The organism is Paenibacillus sp. IHBB 3054 (assembly GCF_051594305.1).
In the GTDB taxonomy this organism is placed as follows: domain Bacteria; phylum Bacillota; class Bacilli; order Paenibacillales; family Paenibacillaceae; genus Paenibacillus_AQ.
Genome location: NZ_JBOFBG010000019.1, coordinates 1 through 19909 on the forward strand (window position 1 = coordinate 1; position 19909 = coordinate 19909).

Here is a 19909-nt window from a genome sequence, read left to right on the forward strand (position 1 = left end):
TGATTTTATTAAACGTTATATTTGTAATCGTGGTCTCAGATGCATCTAATATCAAAGTACCGTTTCTTATAATTCCGTATTCATCGTCGGAATAAGATAAAGTATCACTCCATGCGGGTATGATCACATCTGCATATTGGATAATATTTGTATCCAGGGCGTTCACTTTAGCTGTTCCCGGAAAAGCTTCCGGGAACACTGAAAGGACCATCAACCAGCAGAGCAGTACAGTTACGATCCGTTTTACCATGTCCAATCCCCTTCGGGTCCAAGATTCACTACCTCCACAATTTTCTCATCAATATGCTGATCCGATGAATCGGCATGTCTCCGATCTGCTGCTGTCACAAATTCATCAATGGTCGGTTGATTGAAGCTTTCATATGCCGTGTGCCGGATCTCATATCTGCCCACATGCGAAAGTTCAAAATTTAGCCGATGCTCATTTGCATCGCTGAATACCACCCAGGATTCGTCAGCAAAACTCTTATCGTTATCCGAATCAAAACGGTACTCCCACACTCTACGGCTGATGATATCGCCGTCAGGGGAATAGGACAGATCATCCAGAGTGACTATCGCTTTGTTCCCCTTTTGCGGATCGCGGTAAACTCTCCCCGGTGTGGAGAAGTACATAATCGGAGGATCGTCCGGCACAATTTCAAAGGTGACTTCATTCGTTGCGCTATACCCTAAGGTGTTCTCTACATAAATGGTAGCCTTATATAACCCCGGCTCCCTAAATAGAACATCTTTTTGATATATACCATTTAAGCTGCCGCTATACTTGATTGCTGCATTACTGCCTCCAGCCCCGGCCACCGCAGAAATAGTGATTTTGGTTTTATCGGTTTTGATTGGATAATGCTTCGGGCTGGTACTCTTGTCGATCAGCGTCACCTTGCGATTCTGCTTCTTCGTACCGCCGATCTCCAGGAGCGCCTCCGGAATCGGCTCAATGACCCGGACGAAGGTACCCGCACTGTCGATCATCATGTCCTTGTCCACTACCGTAAGCCCAATGGAATTTTGTCCCACTCGTTCGGAGGGATACCACAGGGTGGCCAAATCTCCTTTTTGAGAGTAGGATACAAAATTCGCTCCCTCTGATGCGAAATAATAGCCGTTAATGTCTCCATCCGGATCATAAGATCCCGAGCCATTAGCAACAAGTTCATCCCCGGCTTTAACGATAGGGTTAGCAAAAATGGAAGCTACAGGAGGTCTCCCCTTTGGAGTTGGCGGTTCTTTGATATTAGGGGGGAAGCTAACGGTGGGTTCGCCCTTATAGACTTCCACGGTAGCCTCTAACTTTTCAGAGAGCTGATCAATTTTCCCCTCTTTCGTCTCAATCGGCTTGCTGAAGCGTACCGTAACCCGTAATTCATAAACCTGCTGATAATTATCTTTACTGTTTTCAACTTTCATCTTTGGGATCTTAAATTTACTAAATGCCTGACTGCTTGTTTTACTTTTCTCAAAATTTTTCTTGGTGTCTAACGTACTGGGGCTTTCTTTTTCCTGTGCATAAAACACCCATTCTGCGATGTTAGAGGAATTTTCATACCCCGAAAGTATTCCTTTTAGGGTCAAATTGACCGGCACATCCGCATTAGCATACTTGAACGGATTGGGATCGGGTTTGTTAACGACGACTAACCCGGTAAGGGATGGTCCCTCTTGAAGAGCATAATCAAAGGAAACATTGCCGGCATAGCTGTATGTGGTTTCTTTGACTTCTCCTTTGAAATAATATGGTAACTTAAGATGATATAAGCGTCCTACTACCCATGCGCCTTTATCAAAATCATCTGAAACCTTCTCTTCCTTAATGAAAGCTGTTGGTACTGTATAAGCTACAATATATCTATCGCCTAACGGAGAGATTGTACCTGAGCCACCCTGTAGATCTAAATGTTTAATTTGAATACTTGACTGTAATACGCTACTGAACGAAACCTTTTCTTCACTTGCACTAAACCAAGTTGCTGTATTCGGATTTACAGGCTCAGAGAAAGTTTTTACAGGTGTTGTTGGGGGAAAATTAGACGGAACCGCTGAATCAGCAGCATTTACATTAAAGGTGTGTTGAGTTCTACTTTCAGGTATATAATTATTTATTTGCCATCTCTTACCGTCCGAATAACGCCAAATTGAATTACCTACATTAGAAATAAAATTATTCTCCCATCTATCTTCATACCCATATACAGGGAATGATTCTGTTCTTTCATTCCCCTTTAGCGTGAGGTGTATTTTTCCGTTCACAACGGAAATATTTCCGACCACAGCATTATTCCCATTGTATTTCAAGGTTCCTGTTTTAATAGAGGTGCTGGCTACTCCACTGGGAAGATCCAGAGTGAAAGACTTAGTGCTATTAGCTGCTCCCGTCAACCCAGTTGTTATTGGAATTGCAATTGATGTGGACTTCGTGTCAGCAGCCTGTGCAGTAAATGTTGCAAACGGTGATAATATCATAATACAAAGAATTGTAATAATAATTTTCCTCATTTCACTTCACCTTAAGAACGATATCTTTATATTCACTGAAATTTTTATATTTAGCTCCTATATATAGATATTTTAATTCACCATCATAAGAGAATCCTTGATAAGTACTAAGTTTTTCACCCGATTTTAAACCCCAGTCTGCAAGAGCCTCTTTGCTATTAGAAATACCAAGAGTATTCACTGGTGTTATAGGTAACATTAAATGACTAGAGTCACCAAAGGATATTCTCCACTTGTCACTTAGGTTATTAGCATTTTGCTCAACGATATTCCCACTTTTATTTGCTATGGTAATCTTTGTCCAGATAAAGTATTTCCCATCAACCCAATAACCGTATTTTTTAATCAACGCCTGAGCCGCTGCAGACTTCGTTTCCATAATCATGATTTTCTCCAGCGTATAGCTAACCCCCCCAGCCGTCACAGTCACCGGTAGCTCGATATCCTTTTTCAGACCAAAACTCGAAAGGTTGTCCCTTACAACTGGAGCAGTTGTAGCTGCCGGTTTTGCTGCTGCTGCGTTTGTAACCACAACCTGCCCAAATACCCCGCTAAACAACATCGATCCTGCTAAAGCTGCTTTAATCATTGTCTTTTTCATTTTGAATTTCCCCTTATATTCATATTTAGTAAGGCATCTATTAACAGGATCGATAATCATACCTGTGAGAGAACTGGATAAGACATCAATAGTCTTATTCAGGTTAAGCTGTCAAATGGCCTTCCCTATCCAACGAATCTATCATCTCAAAATGCATAGCAGCGGGTATTGTGGGTCTGTTATCATCCGCATCATTAATAACGTCACGAACGACGGGAAAAAGGATGGCGATTACGATCCTACACAGAGAAAACCGATCGCGATAAACAATCCTGTTGAGATAGCATCTTTTTTCAAGGTTAACGTCTCCTCTAATTAAACTTGGTTTGTTTCTCCTAAGCCTGTTCGTTGATCTTGTACTTACCGATTACGCTGTTATCTCCGGATTTCTTGATTTATACCGCTTTTTGCGGTTGAAATCCGGAGATAAAGGCGGTCGCTATCGCTCCTACAGTTCCTTAATCCCCCCACTGCTTTAGCCTCTAGCTAGTTCTTTAATCACTCATTCAGCTTATACTCCTGCACCGCCGGTACAATAATGGCCTCCTGAATTTTAGCTCTGGTGACCAGCACCGGATGTTTGGTCTCGATAACAGCGATAACCGAGGGGCCTTGTATGTATTTGGCGATGCCATGAGCGCTGTCTTCGTAAAGGAACGGAAAATTCACTCCGGTCGATTCATCCACAATGTCGAACTTTACAATTCTCACCTGCGTCTGGAGCCTGCTGCCTGCCAGGGGGGAGAGGCCGCCATCCAGGCCCAGATTAATCTGAAGCGACTGCCGGAAGGTGGCGTAAGCTTCAGCAGGGTCGATGATCAGACGGCCTTGTGCCCGTGCGGCTTCATTCAGTTGCTGTGATGCATCGTGGACCGCCATATTGTTGGCATCCTTTAGCATGCTGCGCAGCATGTCCCACTCCTGATTCTGGATCTGAAAAAACCAGGAATAAATAAAAATCAGCAGAACAAAGGCCAGCTTAATAATATAATCCATAAATTAGATTCATCCCTTAATCAGTCAAGATACTCACTCATGATCGATCCATGGCCATAATAACGTGTCGGTTGAGACATGCCTGAGAAATTATAGGGAAAAAGGTTCATCCGCGGTGCGGTGACATACACATCAAGCCGCTGTTTACGCTCCTGCACACTCGTAGTGCTGCTTGTGATTGCAATTGAAGCTTCAGGAAATCCAACTGCCTTCAGGTTCGCAATGACCTCACTTCGCAACGAAGCCGTAACCATGCCTTCTGTTGCCGCTTTTTGCGTAATATAGGAGGTGTTGGCTTTGACCTGCAAATCCAGCAAATAATCGATGTACGTAAAGATCGGCTGCAGGATGATGAATAAGACAAGCCACATAAACAAAGCGCGGAGGACGGTTGCCTTCAAACTTATCGCCCCCTTTTAATACTGCTCCACTTGCTTGGTATGTGTAATGATATCGTCCTGGCTTCCGCCAATGATGTCTGTTGCTGCCGCAATAAAGATCCCCGCAATCACAAAACCGATAGCCAGAAACATAGCGACTGAAATGGAGTCTTTTTTCATATCGTCTTAACCCATTTGATGGGGTAAAATATCACCCAGAGCCATTTGCCCCGGCTGGGCAGGTTGAAGCATAGTTACACCGGGGATATCGGGTCTGTTATCATCTGCCTTAGAGACCACATCACGTACTAAAGGAACCAAAATGGCAATTACAATGGCAACACAGAGAAATCCGATAGCGATGAACAGTCCAGTAGAAATAGCGTCTTTTTTCATTGTTAATATCTCCCTTTTAATTGTATATTTTATAGTGATGCTTGAATATAACAAAAACCTCACTGAAACATCCCTACGCCGTTAAAATTGCCCTTAATCAGCATGATATACTGCATGGCCAGCGAGACGATCATCAGGAAAGTGGCAAGCGACGGGATCACGTTGATAATGGCGGAAACGTCGCCGATAAATGACCATTTTTTGAGATATTGATCGCTGGAGATTTTGGTGATGATCTTGCCTTGTTCCCTTAAATAGTTCGCCGCTTCCGTGTCGTCATCCATCCCCTCCGTGGCCAGCAGGATTGAGCGGATATCGTTGATAAAAGCATGACCGTCTGGGAATTTACCGCAGAACCATTCGATCGCCCGCTCGTTCCCCTCATCGACTGCCCGTTCAGACAGCTCATATAAATCCTGACGGATGTATTGGAAATGGCTGGCCGTTCCTGCACAGAAGGCACCAAACTGCATGTACCCCCGCTTGCGCAGCCGGTTGTTCTCGTAGAGGCGGATGAAGGAGATCAGTTCACCGTCTTTTTGAATCAGCGCTTTCTGATGCAGCCAAGCGAGCAGCCAGCCAAACGGCAGATAACGCAGCGGACTGGTGATGAGCAAAATCAGTAAAGCAATCAGCAAATCATAGATAGAAAAGGGAACTGCACGGATGAAAGCACCCGTCACCTGAACCGCTAAATAAATCAATGCCGCCGAATAACGAAACAGTGTGATTTTGCCTGCAGATATCGAGAGGCCGCTGCCATGCAGTAATTGCTGAAGCCGCTCATTTTGCACACGTTCCCCCAGCGCCTTCCACTTCACGCCTAACCGGTGAACATATCGTTCCTGCCTGCTGCTGCTACTCACAAAGACCAATAGCGAGAGATATACAACACCAAGTATTGAGATTAATAGCAATAATCTATCCATAGTTCATCACCTTAGTGGTAGTCCAGTTTGGGTCTGGCGAGAATGGTACTAATGATGAAAGAAATAAAAAGCCCGGAGATAATGATCGTCAGAAAAATAATGCCGACTGAAGTTTCAAACTGCAGCTTAAAATAAACATCAGGCTTCAGCATGTAAATAAAAGTTCCGACAGAGGATACGAGCACTATCAGGTTGCCGTACAGCCCCAGGCTGATTGCATCCCTGCTACCGGCTTTTACCGTCAGAATCGTCTCCCGCTGCTGCTCCATGGACCGATTCAGCATCATGAGCGAGCTTTTTAAATAACGGGTGCCTTCCTTCTCGCAATACAGCAGGTCCGACACGAATTCTACAGCGAAGGTTGTCCCGATCGCCCCGGAGAATCTGGCTGCTTCCTCATTCAGCTCACTTTCATTGCTGTAATTAGCGAACGCCGCGCCCAGTAAGCGTAGTGGGGTCTTCAGCACATTATCTTCAGTCAGGAAATCAGATGTTCTGGACAAAATAGCATCTACCGATAAATGCGTGAATTTGGTAGCAATTTTGATGACATCAAGCAAATCGTAGCTTCCGCGCACTTTTCTCTGGGCATAGGTGTATCTCATCCGCAAATAGGGAACGCTCGCTGAGATTGCTGCCACAAATAATGGAAGGCGCCAAGCACCTTTAACCGGCAGCCGTTCATTGAAGCTGATCCCCTGCAAAAAAGGATTGCTGAAGCTCATCTGTCCCGGCAGCTCTTTTAACGTCAACAAACCGGACAAGAAAACCGCTGTGAACAGAAAGACCGTCCGCATGGAGAAACGCATGACACTGAGGCCAGGCTCATATTTCCGGTGTGAGAAATACAGCAGATCATCCAGATGCCGGTACAGCCACATTCTTTTTTTGATCCCGCTGACCTTTTTGCCAAAAAGACTGACCCTCAGGTTCATCCGATAGTCTATTTTTTGTCCGAACTCCCGCAAATGCCGATCCACAAGCGGCTTCACTAATAGCCAGATGCCCCAGACAACCAGCACATGAAGAGCAAAGCGGATTATATAAAAGATTAGCTCCACACTCTCCGCCCCCTCATTCGTTCAACACAATCCTCGATTTCAGGCTTTCCTTCAGCGGCCCTTCCATCGGTTTCATAGCGGCCAGATGCCCCAGTTCATGGAGAAGCAGACGTGTTGCCTGCGGATTTTTCTTTTTCATCTTGGTCATCAGGGCTGTTGTCAGCTTGTCATTATAGCTCCAGGCGGATTTCTCCTCCTCCCAGCGCATCAGATCATTGGCAAACACCGAATTGCTGCCTTCTTCATAAAAAACCTCGGAAATCCGGGCCAGCCGCTTTTTCCCGTCCGGAACGCTTTCCAGAATAAACACCAGCTCACAGGACTTCAGCGCGGAGATCAGATGTCCCTTCAGACTGCCTCCGATCCGTGTGGACACGGCAAAAGCGCCCTGATAAGGAATATCCTCCGAATCCACCGTATGAAAGGTTCCCGTGATGCCGTCATAGCCCTTTTCCCCGCTCCACAGGTAAAACTCCCATTCGTTATAGCGCATCTCCGTCATATAGAGGATATTGGGATCATGCCGCAGCGACTCTACCCCGACTTCCATCAGCTCTTCGTTGGCAGCCTGGATCGGAATGATCCGGTGACCTTTAATCTGGTACGGCAAAATCGACTCCGGATGTTTCTCGATCATCACCACTCCCATGCAGGAGGTGGAACCGAGCAGCTGCTCCCCGACAATCGTGTTGGCAAAAGTGGTTTTGCCCGAACCTACTGCCCCGGCAATAATCGTGTTGCGGAACGTGCCGGCCAACGCCCGGATCAGTTCAATTGCTTCGGCAGGAATACATTCCGTACCGGCCTGATCCTCCAGATCCAGAAACTCCACAACCTGGCGGCGCAGCGAGATGGTCGTAAAGCCGTCCCACACCCTGGGCGACACCCAGATCGCAAGCCGGATGAACCGTCCGGGCCAGAGCGGATCATCCATTTTGAACTCTACCGAAGGATTGTCCTTGTTCAGCTTTTTGTTGGGATCACTTTTCAGCAGGGAGCGCTTCAGCTGCTCGACCCGGTCAAGCGAAGGCATTTCATACGGATAAGGCACAAATTTCCCGCGATGGTTATAAAAAATTTGCTTACCGATCATCTGCAGCCCGGTAGATTCGCTGTAAGCCCGGTCCGTGAACCAGCGGTAGGCTGGCCCAAAGCCCTTCCATTCGTGAAAAAGCGCCTCTGCAGCGGTCCGGTATGCCTCCGGAAGCTTGCCGGTGAACGGTGTTTTGCGCAAGTATTTCTCAATCTCGTTCATAAAAAAGCTAACCGCCTGCGGATCACCGATCAGCGCCTTTCCATTCAGCTCAAAATAGCTGTCATCCTCCCGCTCCAGTCCGGCGTTCATATCGTTTTTCATCTTTTGCAGGAAGCTATAAAAGTCCTCCTTGCCCGGTTTGCTGGTGCGAAGCAGACTCTGCTTCAGCGAAAAGGGCCGATGGGAGTCCAGATAACTGTGCCGGTTATTCGGCTGAAGACCGGACGGACTATTGTCCCCAGTAAACGGACGAGGGTACAGGTTACCTTGCAGCTTCCTGTGATCTTGCTTCTGGCCCGGCTTCTGTTCTGTTTGCCACATCTCTTCCCGGTATTCGATCATTGAAAAATCCCTCTCTTTCGGGCTTCCTGCGCCAGTCCAAGACTAACCAACAGTGAGTGGACCTTGTCGTCTACCTGCTGAAGCTCCTTTTTGCCAAGCGGCAGTGATTCCAGAAAAGGCTGATAATACGGCAGCTCAAGCAGAATCTCACTGCCGAACCGCAGCGCCAAGTTCTTAGGCGAGGTCAGCTCTTCGACATTGCTGCGGTTTATAATCCACTGGAAGTCCTGCGGATAGAGATCCATGTGTCCGGCCAGTTCCATCAGGGGCTGAAGGCGATATTCGTGTTTGGGATGGGTTACGATCATCCGGAGCACTGATTTCTGCATTCCTACGTACCACGCGGCACTTTCAGGAATGGAGCCAAAATCGGCAACCACCAGGTCTGCGTTCGCCCTAGCTTCCGTGAGCAAATATTCAATCTCCTCCTCCTGATAATCCTGTGCGCTTAAGTAATCGAAGTTGCCCGGCAAATAGCTATATCCATCCTGCTTAACCAACCCTGCGAAATCCTCGGGGTGGAGCATCTTGCCGGTAATACGCGGCCGCAGCCTGTCCAGACTTACGGCCGTTTTGGGATCATAGCCTGGATCATACAAATCCAAACCGAGCAAAATCACACGCAGTCCTGCTGCCGCAATCCTCCTGGCGAACAGCTTGGCCACACTTGTACAGCCAATACCCGGACCAGATCCGAAAAAGCCGACCAGATTTCCGCGCTCCTCGTGTTCCTCCTCCAGAATGTACCGCAGCTTCTCCACCACCGCCGATGATGTTGAGCGGGGCGGAATGAAGAATATGCCAAGGCTCTCACACAACATATGTATAGACTGATAGCCGCGGACTCCCTTTTGCAGATACATATATAAAATAGTTGAACCCGGGTATCCTTGGCGAAGTCCGCTTAAGGCTGTAACAGGTACCTGCTCGCTTGTTACCATCAGCATTTGTCCTTCGGCATGTTGGACTTCGGGCAATACACTTTGTGTGATGACCGTGAACCCGGCAAGCTTGATTTCGTTAATGGTTAGCTGATCCATACCGAGACTGAAAATTTTCAAGACTGCCTTCCTCCTTTCTACTCAACTCGTACAATCCATAGCTTCTTGCCTTGCTCCAAATATTGTCCCAGCAGCTCACCGTCGCTTTTCTTCAGCTTCAGTTCCGGTGCTGCAACCTTGCCCGTGGAAGTAAAGCGGTTGTTATTGTTGCCGTTCTCTGTATCCAGCACATCATTGTTATCCTCTGTACGGACATAGTTTACGGTGACACCGCTGAGGAAAACCTGACGGGCAGGCTCAGCCGGCTGGGCTGCCTCATTTGCTGAGTTGCTTACCGATGAATCAGGCATGGCTCCTGTAGAGTACGCCGGACTTCCGGATGCATTGGGAGCAATAGGAGTGGCGGTTTCGGATTTATCCGGCGGATCCCCTTCCACCAGATAGATATCCACCTTGTCTCTGCTGCGGAGCGATCCGTTGATTGCAAAGATGGCTTCCTTCGGAATAGGGAAAATCCCCTCATCCTGCTGCGGCTCCAAATCACTGACATCGACCAGCGATTCCGTCAGGATACTGCCGTCCATCAAATTCACATTAGTTATCTTGTGTTCCACCTGGCTGACTTCCGTAATGACCCCTGAGGGAATATCCTTGGTCTGGACAGAATCCAGGTAGAGATCTGCCACTTTCAGCTCATAATTTTTAGGTAAAAAACCACCCTCAGCCACCTTCACCTTAACTACTGTCCGTGACAGCACATACGGCTTGAAATAGAGATCATAGCCAAGCAGACCGCCGAAGCCAATGATCAGTATAAGAAAGGCGAAGAAATAATTTCGTTTTAACAGATGTCCCCGCTGTGATCCCAAGCGATTTACCTCCTTTGAAATACGGTCATTTGCGCATGACAAAATGCACTTTGGCATACGTAGCCAAAATGCTGGTAAAATGCTTTTTTACCTGATTGAGAATAAGAAGATTATTAGATTATACATATGAGGTAGCAAATCTAGAGGCAACTGCGGGATAAAGGTTCCCGGCTGGAGAAAGGATTCCGGTGAAAGCCAGGCCAATGCTGCCGTCAATGACAATAGCAATACAGTTTGTATTCCCATTGAGACTGGGATTGGCAACGATATTACACCTGGCTTTCACCGGATGAATTCAATTAATTAAATACTACTGTCTTATTGTGATGAACAAGGATTCTATCCTCAATATGCCATTTGACCGCACGGGCCAGAACAACCCGCTCAATGGTGCGTCCAATGCGTTTCAGTTCATTCACATCATCGCTATGGCTGACCCGCTGCACATCCTGCTCGATAATCGGACCTCCGTCAAGCTCTTCGGTCACATAGTGGGCAGTAGCGCCGATGATCTTCACCCCGCGCTGATAGGCCTGGGCATAGGGTTTGCCACCCACAAATGCCGGCAGGAAGGAATGGTGGATATTGATGATCCGGTGCCGGTAATGCTCAATAAATGAAGGAGAGATAATCTGCATGTAGCGGGCCAGAATGATGACGTCAATATCATCACCGATGACTTCCAGCTGGCGTTTCTCTGCTTGCATCTTGGTATCCGCCGTAACCGGGATATGATGGAACGGAATACCGAAAGACTCAACGTACGACTGCATATCGGTATGGTTGCTGACAACAAGCGCAATATCGGCATCCAGATCGCCTGCCTGCCACTGCCAGAGCAGTTCTACCAGACAATGATCTTCTTTAGAGACGAAAATCGCCAGTTTCTTCTTATGGCTTACATTGAAAATTTGCCAGTCCATCTTGAACCGCTCGGCGACCCCTCCGAAGATGGACCGTACCTCTTCCAGACGTTCTTCCAGCTTTGGCAAGTCAAACTCCACTCTCATAAAGAACATTCCGCCATCCGGGTCCATTGTATATTGATCGGATTGCACGATATTAGCTCCGTGCTGGTATAGAAAATGCGATACAGCCGCAACAATCCCCGGTCCGTCGGGACAAGAAATGAGCATGCGCGCCCGGTTCGGGTATTGTCCGCCTGATGAATGATCTCTTTTCACATGTAATTCCATAATCCCCTGTCCATCCTCTCATCTACTTGCGAAATCTGTAGTTTAGCTTAGGCGTTCACGAGAACTTGTCTGCCGGCCAGCCAGGCGATCAAACGCTGATTGATGGCTTCCTCGCTAAGCTGCGGGAACAATCCGGCAGAAGCGATATTATCATATAAACGTTCCAGCGGTTCACGCGGATCAGCCTTTTTGGCTTTGGCGTCATTCTTCAGCAGCTCCCACACATCAAGCACATACTTGCGGGAATCCAGCTCCTGCTTGGCAAAGAAAGCATGCAGCTCTTCTACCTCCTGCAGGAATTCTGCTCCGAACCGTTCAGCCACATTGCCGCGCAGCAGAGCAATCTCCACTTCGTACATCGGGCGAAGTGTCTTGGCGTCCTTCCCGATCCAAGGGGTCTCCAGAATGAACGGCAGACCTGCCAGAGCTTCATGGTGAACCACATTGTTGATCGTTTCGAAACCAATCCAGCCAGACCCAATCGGGGTATGACGGTCTTTTCCCGCTCCGCGCGGATTTTTACTGTCGTTAATGTGGACCACGCCAAGCCGTTTCAGGCCAATCACCTCATCGAACTTCCGTAGCACACCATCAAGATCGCCAACGATATCGTATCCGGCATCATGAATGTGACAGGTATCCAGACAAATGGACAGCCGCTCATTATGTACGACCTTGTCAATGATCGAGGCAATCTCCTCGAAGCTGCGGCCGATCTCTGTTCCTTTGCCGGCCATCGTCTCAAGAGCAATGTGTACTTCTGTCTCGTTCGTACCGCCAAGCACCTCGTTCAGGCCATCGGCAATCCGCTGAATGCCGTACTCAGCATCCTTGTCGGTATATGCTCCTGGATGCAATACAATGTGCTTGACATCAAGTGCATGGGTACGGCGGATCTCTTCCTGCAGGAAATCAACCGCCAATTGGTAGGTGTTTTCCTTGTAGGAGCCCAAATTGATAATATATGGAGCGTGAACGACGATTTCCTCGACTCCGTTAGTCTGCATAGCGAGCTTCCCTTCAGCAGGGTACATCGCTTCGATCGGCTTACGGCGTGTATTCTGCGGAGCTCCCGTATATATCATAAACGAGCTTGAACCGTACTCATTTGCTTCATTGGCCGCGCTCAGGAGACCCTTGTCCGCGCAGGACACATGTGAACCTATTTTCAGCATGCCTTTTCCCTCTTTCCTTCACGAATTAACCCTTATTCTACCGTGATCGGGAAAATAAATCTAGGCAAGCTCCCGCGGACGTCTTTCGCTTCGCAAAACTGTGGAAATACGCTATACTTTAGTAGAGATTAAGGATTGTGACAATCATCATTGTCAAAGGCGGTGTATACATGTCTTTTAAATCAGACTTGAGCTTATTATCCGCAATACCAAGCAATTGGTTTATGAACTCCATCGCATTCTGGACTTTTCTGCTGCTGGGCTGCATGTGCATCGGCGGCTATTTCATGTTCCGCAAGTTTTTGAAGGTGCTGCCCAAAGCCGACGGCAAGTCCAAGCTGGACTGGCAAAATTACTGGGTGGAACGCAGCCGTCCGCTATGGAGCGACGAGACGAAGGCTTTCCTGGATCAGCTTGTGCAGCCGGTGCCCGGACCTTTCCGCGATATTGCCAAACATTCCATAGCTGCAGAGATCGGTAAAATCGCGGTGGAGAGCAATGCTACGGCAGTCACCCGAGAGCACTGCATCAAAGGCTACATTGTCGCCACCCCGCGGCGTGATAACCGATTTCTTATCACCTTCCTTGAAAAGAACGGCATCGACTACTCACCTTACCGGCATTTAATCAAGTAACAATCCGCTTATCTCCTGCTGTAGATATACCACTAACGTCTCTTCAGGACGTCTTGAAACGGAGATTGCCATATGAAATACGTAATTTGCGGCGGCAGCGGCTTTATCGGAAGAGAGCTTACAGAATACTGGCTGCAGGCCGGACATCAAATCATCATCGTCGGACGCAAGCTGCCCAAAACCCAAATGATACATCCGGGACTCAGTTACCTTACCTGGGACAGCCTCTCAGAGAATCCGGGTTCTGCTGAAGGTGCAGATGCACTGGTCAATCTGGCCGGAGCTTCGCTCAGCCAGCGCTGGAGTCCAAGCGGAAAGAAAGTTATTATGGAGTCCCGTCTTGAAACCGTTGCCGCAGCCGCCAAGCTGCTGAATACGCTGCAGCATAAGCCCCCGGTAGTGATCCAGTCCTCCGCTGTTGCCATTTACGGAACATCGCTGGCCGATACTTTTGACGAAGCCTCACCGGCCCATGTAATGGACTTTCCGTCTGAGGTTGTCAAGACCTGGGAAGCAGCAGCGGATGAAGCATATACAGGGGTTAGGCTGGTGAAACTGCGGACCGGAGTTGTGCTCGGCAACGAGAGCGGAGCATTTCCCAAGATGAAGCTGCCCTATGCTCTGGGCTTTGGCGGCAGAATGGGCAGCGGCAAGCAGTGGCTGTCCTGGATTCACCTTGCCGATATGCCCCGGCTGATCGATTTCTGCATCCAGACTCCCGGAATAGAAGGCCCTGTCAACGCGACTGCCCCGAATCCCGTTACAAATGAGGCTTTCGGCAAAATGATCGGGAAAGTATATCGTCGTCCGCATTGGTTTCCGCTTCCGGCCTTTCTATTAAAAGCTGCTGTAGGTGAACTGTCGGAAATTTTGCTGGAAGGCCAGCGCGTGCTCCCTGCCAAAGCCATTCAGCATGGTTTCACGTTTACTTATCCGACCTTGCAGCCGGCTCTGGAACAGCTGAAATCAGAATAGAGTATAGATCTGCTATCGGCCCGCTTCTCCAAGGTTAGAGCGAATGAAACGTATAAGACCCTTTTACAATGGTAAAAACAGATCCTTCGTTCAGCGGGTACTCTTTATAAGGAATCATGGCTTCTCCCTGATACAGGGTGCCGTTCCTGGAGTCCAGATCCTTCAGGATGTACCCCTCAGCACTCTTGGAGATTTCAGCATGCACTCTCGATGCGCCTTCTGATTTCTCTACATACTGGGCTACCTCCGGCGAGCGGCCGATAATGAAGCTGGCGCGGTTCAGTTCAATGATTTCTGCGGGTCCGCTTTCATCCTCACCGCATCTTTCCAGATAAGGAGAGGCAGATAGCGGTTTTACCTCCGGCCTCATCTCTGAATGATTTTCCCGGGAGAGCAATGCCGTCGCGGCTACAGCCACCGGCGGCTTAATCATGCTGCGCCCCTCCATCTCCACTTCAGTTCTTTGTTTGCCCGCAGGAACACCAGCATTTGCAGCTGCAGACGGCTGCGGATTAGCTCTGACAGAAGCTTCAGTACGGACTGGAGTTACCGGATTTCGGCCAAAATCCCATTCCAGTTCCCGCTTGGATCTCCAGCTTTTGTCCGCAGCATCTACTTCGCTCTCTTCCTCCTCTGGTTTGCTCCCTCCGAGCACAAGCCTTTCACTCCAGACCAACCAGCAGAATCCACCCAATACTAACGTTGCTATTGCGCAAACTGCCAGCCACAACGGCTTGGGACTATTCAAATAGAGGAACTTCCATAACAACACGTCGGCCAAAACACCGCCGAGTACAACATAGGTTCTGTTAGCAGAGGACTGGGAAGAAGGACGATGCTCACTGTCCGTTTTATCCGGCTTTGTCTCCTCCTCCTCCTTCCGCTTAAGTTTTGGCAAGTCATTGTTCCATGGAGGCTCATACTGCTGGGCATTGTCTGCAGTGTGTGCATTCTCGGTTCCCCCGTATACCGAACGCCTTGGCAAAGCGGACGGTTTACCTGCTTCACGTGCACTTGCCTTCTCCTGAATATGTTTCTCTGCAACTGGCGGCACTGCTGCCTGGGACATTTGGCTTCCCGGCGGCAGCTCTGTATTATTCACAGGTCTAGTCACGGTCAGCAGCTCCGAGAGCAAATCCCTTAAGCCTGCAGGAGTAAAATCCTCTCCTCCACAATATTGCAGCAGTCTCTGCACACCGCTTCCGGCAAGCTCTGTTACCGAAGCCATCATCACCATAATCAAAGACCTCAGACATTCTCCCGGCTTCGTGGTTGCTGCAGGCTGCTGCAAAGGAATGCAGGTCAAGTAGACTCTTCCTCCGTTCAGCGGACCTTCTACAAAAATGTAATCCTCATGCAGCGCATATTGCTCCGCCCGCAGCATGTACAGCCGGCCTTCCTCCATTCCCTGGGCAATTTGCAGCAGCAGCCCGAAGAAATCGTTCATGCTGAGCCTGTCGCTTTTCAGCAAATGACTGAGCATTTTGCGGCGGGACAGGGAATATTCCAAGGTCACCTGCAAATCAATTTCTCTGAGCAGCAGCCGCAGGTGATACGGAATGCCGCTGTTCATCAGCATCCGGGCCTGAACCATATTAAGCTCGCCCGCTGACAACCCATCCGGCTTGCCGAGCAGCATAGAGATACCGTCCTGCTGCACAAAATCGCGGCTCAATCCGAACATCAAGCTTCACCTCCAATCTATAAGTAGAGATATGTACAAATGAACCCCGGAACTACAGCCAGCATAAAGGGAAACCTGAGCATTTCCTTGCCGTTCCCAGCCTTTAATATTTTTGGATTACGCAGCAGCAGAAATCCGGCAGTCCTGCTGACAATACTGCGAATCCGCCTTCCTGCCTCCCGTCTGCACAAGACAAGCATCCAGCCGATTACAGCACCGAATAGGATAGAATACATCATGACCTGCAGCGTGAACAGCACACCCGTCCATGCACCTATTCCTGCAAAAAGCTTAACGTCTCCAGCGCCGACAGCGCCCATAACATACAGGATCAGCAGCAATGTAAAGCCAACCCCCGCACCGCAGGCAGCGAACAGCAATCCGTGCCAGCCGCTCATTATGCCTTGCACAAGCAGGCCTGTCGTCAGTGCAGAGACTGAAATCCAGTTCGGTATTCTCATCCACCGGATATCGGTTATTAACGCCGCCGTTAGAAACGGCAGACAACCCCAAAATGCCCATTCCGTCATACATAACATCCTTCTTCCGCCATGTTCATTTCACAACCGTAAATGCCGCCTCTATGAATGTACCGTCATCCAGACGGACTACAAAAGGCCAGGAACCCGGTGTTGTATTCACGCCGATTTTCCATTCCCATTCGATATAACCGCCTTCATCAGCTTGCTTCCAGCCCAGATATTTGGCCGTGCTCTGGCCGCTTTTATAAAATATCGACAAGTTCGCCGAAGCATTTGGCGGAACTTTAACCCGGATCTTGCCCTGATGATTTGCCACCCCAGGATTCGGCTTCGCCAGGACTACAATGGAATGCTGCTCTTCTCCGGCACCGCCGTCTCCCTCTGTCCCTGATTCTCCGGTATCGCCAATCCACAGCCGCTCCACCGCACTTGCCTCCAATACAATGCTCCGGTTCAGAAAGGGGACCTTCATCGGTAGCTCATAGCTGACAACGAGACCAAAATAAGGTCGTGTGCCTTTCTTCAACTCCGGAATAATGGCATTGGAGACATGAATCCGTTCATAATCCAGCCAGTCAGATGAGAGATAAGGCTTCATTATTGGCTTCAGCGCAAGATCCAGCACCGACTGCGACGCCTCAGCCTGAAGCTCCTGAAGCGGGCCTTCACCCCGCTGTATCGCAGCATTGACCCACTCGTTCAAGGGCTCAGGAAGGTCTGCGGCGAAGCTTTCACCCCATTGCTCAAGCGACAGGCGCGGGATACTCCAAGTTCCGGTTGACACTAGGGACGTGGCTCCCGCTGCGCCAGCATTGATTGGCGCAGCTGCATCAGCTTCCCTTCCTATGCTTCCACCAGTGCTTCCTGCTGCAGCCGGCTGACCTGCTGTTCCGCTATCTGCTCCTTGTTCTTCCCCCCACTTCTGCGCAGCCAGTGCCGCCGGATACATGTGCGCCGATATCACCTTGACCGTATCAGAAGCTGTGCTCTGCAAGGCTGTAGAGTACAAGGTCATCTGCACGATAAAAATCAGGAACAGGACAAACAGCAAAAACATGGGGAGAACCATAGCCGCCTCAACAACCATGCTGCCTTCATCCCGCTGTCTGGTTAGGCTCTGCCATTGCTTCATTCTGCAACCTCCCGCTAATATGAAAAATCAGCCTTTACCCCTCTGTAATACAATCTGCCCTGAACATCCCCGGGAAGACCGGCGCTGTAGTCCACCAGCTTGACTACGCCCGGCAAAAACCAAAGCGGCATCGCCATTTTAATCTCCGCCGAGGCATAGGTGAATTTCTCGGCCGGATTAATTCCGGTGTTCAGCCGGATCAAGGCGAGCATGCGGGAGAGCTGCACATCGCCCCCTCCATGCAGGAGCATGAACAACCGCAAATAATCACGGTAGGACAGCTTTGCAGGCATGTATTTAGACAACGGGATTTCCCCTGCCCTGCATAGCAGCAGCATATCCTGAACAGCCTGCTCGATTCCGTACAGCAGCGCTGCAGCTAGAATCGCCAGCGGATTGCCGAGACGGGAACTTTCTATAAAGCCCTCCATGGTGCGGATGGCCAGCCGCAGCGCAAAGATTTCACCGTACGCTGCCGCCACATTACCCGCAGGGTTATGGAAGCCGTAGAGAATATATTCAAGCTCCTGGGCATGGGGATCAAGCTGGTCCGCAAGCGGCAGTGCGGCGGCACCTGCGGAGCCGGAAGCTACCGGAGTCAACTTTGTAAGATCGAAATGCGGAAAATACATTGCAGAATATTCTGTTCGGAACAGCCGGTCTCTGGCACCCTCCATAATGCTGCCCATCGCGGCATAAATATCGTCTGTCTTTGCCATTGAGGAACTTCCGGCTGCATAAGGATCCGATGTGTTCTGCGCATTCGAGGCTTCCTGGTCCGATCCACTGTTCAGCTGAATGCTGTCCTGATAATATTGGCTCAGCGTCTGATAACGTTCCCTCGCTGCTCCGGCGCTGTCGCCAAGCTGACGAATCTGATCCAACAGCTCCATCGCATCGCTCAGTTTGGCTTTTGCCTGCCGTTCGATTTGCTTGCGCTCTCTGTCCGAAGTTCGGTGGGCTTCAATCTTCCCGGCTTCAGCAGCAATGATATCTCCATGTTCACCATAGTGCTGGAGGTAACTGCTGCCGGCCTGTAAAGCGTTCAAAACTGCCATATTCATGCTACCAAAATCCGCATCCAGCCCCGTGGCTCCACTCAATGCGCCCGGCAATCCGGAAGCTGCCTGCTCCACTGCCTGAGAGGCAGTTTCCTGAACATTTAAGTCATGCTCCATAGCGCTGATCTCTGCCGGTGCGAGAATAAGTGAATCCTCCTGCTCCCGCATTTTTTTTAGCGGCTCTGCACTCAGTTCACCGGCACTTCCCGGTATGTCCCAATTCCGGGCACTATCTTCGGCACTACCCGCCCCGTTAGTTCTGGACTGTTCAAGTATGTACCTCATCTCTTCATTCAGCTCCCTGACTCTTTGCAGCGCATTCCCGGCATCAGCGATAAGACGGGTATGCTCCGTACGAAAAAGAGTCAGTGCTGACGGAATCCTCGGAAGAAACTCCGTAGTTTGTCTTAAATACTCGCTGATCTGACTGCTGTATCTGGAATATTCATCCTCTTCACGGTAAAAATCCGCATAGTATTTGCCGACATAATCGTCATACATCGCTGCAATGTCAGCCGCAGAAGTGATCTCCCCCAGAAAACGATACTCAATATGGTCTCCCGGCGGATTCATAATCAGTTCTTGAAGGGATCTTACGCTTTCCGCAGCCTGCTTTCGCCGCTCCATCATAAGATCCAGTGCAGCCTCGCGTTCATCATACAAGGGCTGCAGCTTGCCGAATAATTTGGTTGAGCGTGAAGCCTCACCCATAGCCGCGGAGAGCGGCTTAAACTTGCCGGCCAGCTCCAGGGCAAAATCGATCGGTGCTTTATACTTCATCTCCTCAGCAATCTGCCTTTGAAAAACATCGTAGCTTCCAAGAGGGCGACTCCAATTCAAGACCGAAGAATCCAGTCCTAAGGGCAATAAATTAAAAGCATCCCCCCGCCCGCTCTCGTATAGATTGTCGTTCAGCACCCCGGACAGCAGCTGATTGCCGTCACTGCCGCCAAAGGCGAACAGGCCATAGCTCTCGCGCAGCTGAATATCATAAGAAGACATTACCGAACGGACTGCGGCTCTCGCCAAACGTTCCTGCTGCACATTAACGGCGGCAATCCGTGCATAATCTATCAGCACAGCGGTGAACAGGAACACGAAGGCCAGTATCATAATCAGGAAAATAGAAACCGATCCCTCTGTTCCTTTCTTTCGCCACGAATTGAACGCTTTTCTTGGACTGCAGGCCGTACCCTTTCTACTCCTCATCCGCGCCCCTCCCTTG

Annotated in this window: 20 protein-coding genes; 2 read left to right on the plus strand and 18 right to left on the minus strand. The window is 49.3% G+C overall.

Annotated features, from left to right (window positions below; all coding sequences use genetic code 11):
* The 14 genes from ACQ76X_RS19915 to ACQ76X_RS19980 form a co-directional block, all read right to left on the minus strand.
* The coding region (locus tag ACQ76X_RS19915) for a hypothetical protein (protein WP_438495592.1) at positions 1–250 on the minus strand (250 nt) is incomplete at its 3' end.
* On the minus strand, positions 244–2514 hold the full coding sequence (locus ACQ76X_RS19920; RefSeq protein ID WP_438495593.1) for a hypothetical protein: 2271 nt from the start codon (positions 2512–2514) through the stop codon (positions 244–246). The genes ACQ76X_RS19920 and ACQ76X_RS19915, both read right to left, overlap by 7 nt.
* Position 2515: 1 nt before the next feature.
* The gene (locus ACQ76X_RS19925) at positions 2516–3115 is read right to left on the minus strand and encodes a hypothetical protein (RefSeq protein ID WP_438495594.1); all 600 of its coding nucleotides are present in this window, start codon (positions 3113–3115) and stop codon (positions 2516–2518) included.
* Positions 3116–3613: 498 nt separating this feature from the next.
* The gene (locus tag ACQ76X_RS19930) at positions 3614–4111 is read right to left on the minus strand and encodes a hypothetical protein (protein ID WP_438495595.1); all 498 of its coding nucleotides are present in this window, start codon (positions 4109–4111) and stop codon (positions 3614–3616) included.
* A 20-nt stretch (positions 4112–4131) separates the two neighbouring features.
* Complete coding sequence (locus tag ACQ76X_RS19935) at positions 4132–4512, minus strand: hypothetical protein (protein WP_038587089.1); 381 nt, start codon at positions 4510–4512, stop codon at positions 4132–4134.
* 15 nt (positions 4513–4527) lie between these two features.
* Positions 4528–4671: a hypothetical protein gene (locus ACQ76X_RS19940; RefSeq protein ID WP_156130821.1), complete on the minus strand. Its 144-nt coding sequence runs from the start codon at positions 4669–4671 to the stop codon at positions 4528–4530.
* Positions 4672–4677: 6 nt separating this feature from the next.
* On the minus strand, positions 4678–4887 hold the full coding sequence (locus ACQ76X_RS19945; RefSeq protein WP_438495596.1) for a hypothetical protein: 210 nt from the start codon (positions 4885–4887) through the stop codon (positions 4678–4680).
* 59 nt (positions 4888–4946) lie between these two features.
* Positions 4947–5816, minus strand: coding sequence for a hypothetical protein (locus tag ACQ76X_RS19950; RefSeq protein WP_438495597.1), 870 nt, complete (start codon positions 5814–5816; stop codon positions 4947–4949).
* Positions 5817–5827: 11 nt separating this feature from the next.
* Positions 5828–6877 carry a hypothetical protein gene (locus ACQ76X_RS19955; protein WP_438495598.1) on the minus strand — a complete coding sequence of 350 codons (1050 nt, stop codon included), beginning with the start codon at positions 6875–6877 and terminating at the stop codon, positions 5828–5830.
* 13 nt (positions 6878–6890) lie between these two features.
* Positions 6891–8474 carry a hypothetical protein gene (locus ACQ76X_RS19960; RefSeq protein ID WP_438495599.1) on the minus strand — a complete coding sequence of 528 codons (1584 nt, stop codon included), beginning with the start codon at positions 8472–8474 and terminating at the stop codon, positions 6891–6893.
* Complete coding sequence (locus ACQ76X_RS19965; RefSeq protein ID WP_438495600.1) at positions 8471–9535, minus strand: hypothetical protein; 1065 nt, start codon at positions 9533–9535, stop codon at positions 8471–8473. Before ACQ76X_RS19965 ends, ACQ76X_RS19960 begins: the two co-directional genes overlap by 4 nt.
* A 17-nt stretch (positions 9536–9552) precedes the next feature.
* Positions 9553–10344: a hypothetical protein gene (locus tag ACQ76X_RS19970; RefSeq protein ID WP_438495601.1), complete on the minus strand. Its 792-nt coding sequence runs from the start codon at positions 10342–10344 to the stop codon at positions 9553–9555.
* Positions 10345–10643: 299 nt separating this feature from the next.
* Positions 10644–11540: a formyltetrahydrofolate deformylase gene (gene purU / locus ACQ76X_RS19975; RefSeq protein ID WP_038587070.1), complete on the minus strand. Its 897-nt coding sequence runs from the start codon at positions 11538–11540 to the stop codon at positions 10644–10646.
* 47 nt (positions 11541–11587) lie between these two features.
* Complete coding sequence (locus tag ACQ76X_RS19980; RefSeq protein ID WP_438495602.1) at positions 11588–12715, minus strand: deoxyribonuclease IV; 1128 nt, start codon at positions 12713–12715, stop codon at positions 11588–11590.
* 170 nt (positions 12716–12885) lie between these two features.
* Here ACQ76X_RS19980 and ACQ76X_RS19985 point away from each other — a divergent pair, with 170 nt between their 5' ends.
* Together ACQ76X_RS19985 and ACQ76X_RS19990 are read left to right on the plus strand one after the other, a co-directional pair.
* A complete protein-coding gene (locus ACQ76X_RS19985) occupies positions 12886–13350 on the plus strand; it encodes a DUF2621 domain-containing protein (protein ID WP_438495603.1) in 465 nt (154 codons plus the stop codon).
* A gap of 72 nt (positions 13351–13422) precedes the next feature.
* Positions 13423–14325 (plus strand): TIGR01777 family oxidoreductase, encoded by a 903-nt coding sequence (locus tag ACQ76X_RS19990; protein WP_438495604.1) that lies wholly within the window; start codon positions 13423–13425, stop codon positions 14323–14325.
* Between the two features lie 34 nt (positions 14326–14359).
* On the opposite strand, the gene ACQ76X_RS19995 is transcribed toward ACQ76X_RS19990, so the two are convergent.
* The 4 genes from ACQ76X_RS19995 to ACQ76X_RS20010 are packed head-to-tail and all read right to left on the minus strand — an operon-like array spanning position 14360 to position 19893.
* Positions 14360–16009 (minus strand): DUF6382 domain-containing protein, encoded by a 1650-nt coding sequence (locus ACQ76X_RS19995; protein ID WP_438495605.1) that lies wholly within the window; start codon positions 16007–16009, stop codon positions 14360–14362.
* A gap of 17 nt (positions 16010–16026) precedes the next feature.
* Positions 16027–16539, minus strand: coding sequence for an A24 family peptidase (locus tag ACQ76X_RS20000; RefSeq protein ID WP_438495606.1), 513 nt, complete (start codon positions 16537–16539; stop codon positions 16027–16029).
* Between the two features lie 25 nt (positions 16540–16564).
* A complete protein-coding gene (locus tag ACQ76X_RS20005) occupies positions 16565–17623 on the minus strand; it encodes a TadE/TadG family type IV pilus assembly protein (protein ID WP_438495607.1) in 1059 nt (352 codons plus the stop codon).
* A gap of 14 nt (positions 17624–17637) precedes the next feature.
* Entirely contained in the window at positions 17638–19893 is a 2256-nt protein-coding gene (locus tag ACQ76X_RS20010) for a hypothetical protein (protein ID WP_438495608.1), read from the minus strand.
* Positions 19894–19909 lie beyond the last annotated feature (16 nt).